Origin of the sequence: Pseudomonas sp. K5002 (assembly GCF_013386655.1) — a bacterium.
Lineage (GTDB): Bacteria > Pseudomonadota > Gammaproteobacteria > Pseudomonadales > Pseudomonadaceae > Aquipseudomonas.
On record NZ_JACARK010001700.1, the window covers coordinates 1 to 326 of the forward strand.

Genomic DNA, 326 nt, shown 5'->3' on the forward strand with positions numbered 1-326 from the left:
TGCCCGCGGTTGCCGGCGATGCCGCTGATGGATGCCAGCAGCACCACGCGACCGTTGTCGTGCAGGGTGCCGCTGTCCAGCAGCGCCTTGGTCAGCACTTGCGGCGCGTTGAGATTGACTGCCAAGACTGCGTCCCAATATTCCGGCGTCATGTTGGCCAGGGTTTTATCGCGGGTGATGCCGGCGTTGTGCACCACGATGTCGATGCCGTCCGGCAGGTGTTCGATCAGTTGGGTGGCGGCGTCTTCGGCGCAGATATCCAGGGCGATGCTGCGGGCGCCCAGGCGCGCGGCCAGGGCATCGAGGTCGGCCTTGGCTTGTGGCAC

Annotated in this window: 1 protein-coding gene; it reads right to left on the reverse strand. The window is 66.0% G+C overall.

The window, feature by feature from the left end:
• The coding region (locus HX846_RS38780) for an SDR family oxidoreductase (protein WP_178967649.1) at positions 1-326 on the reverse strand (326 nt) is incomplete at both ends.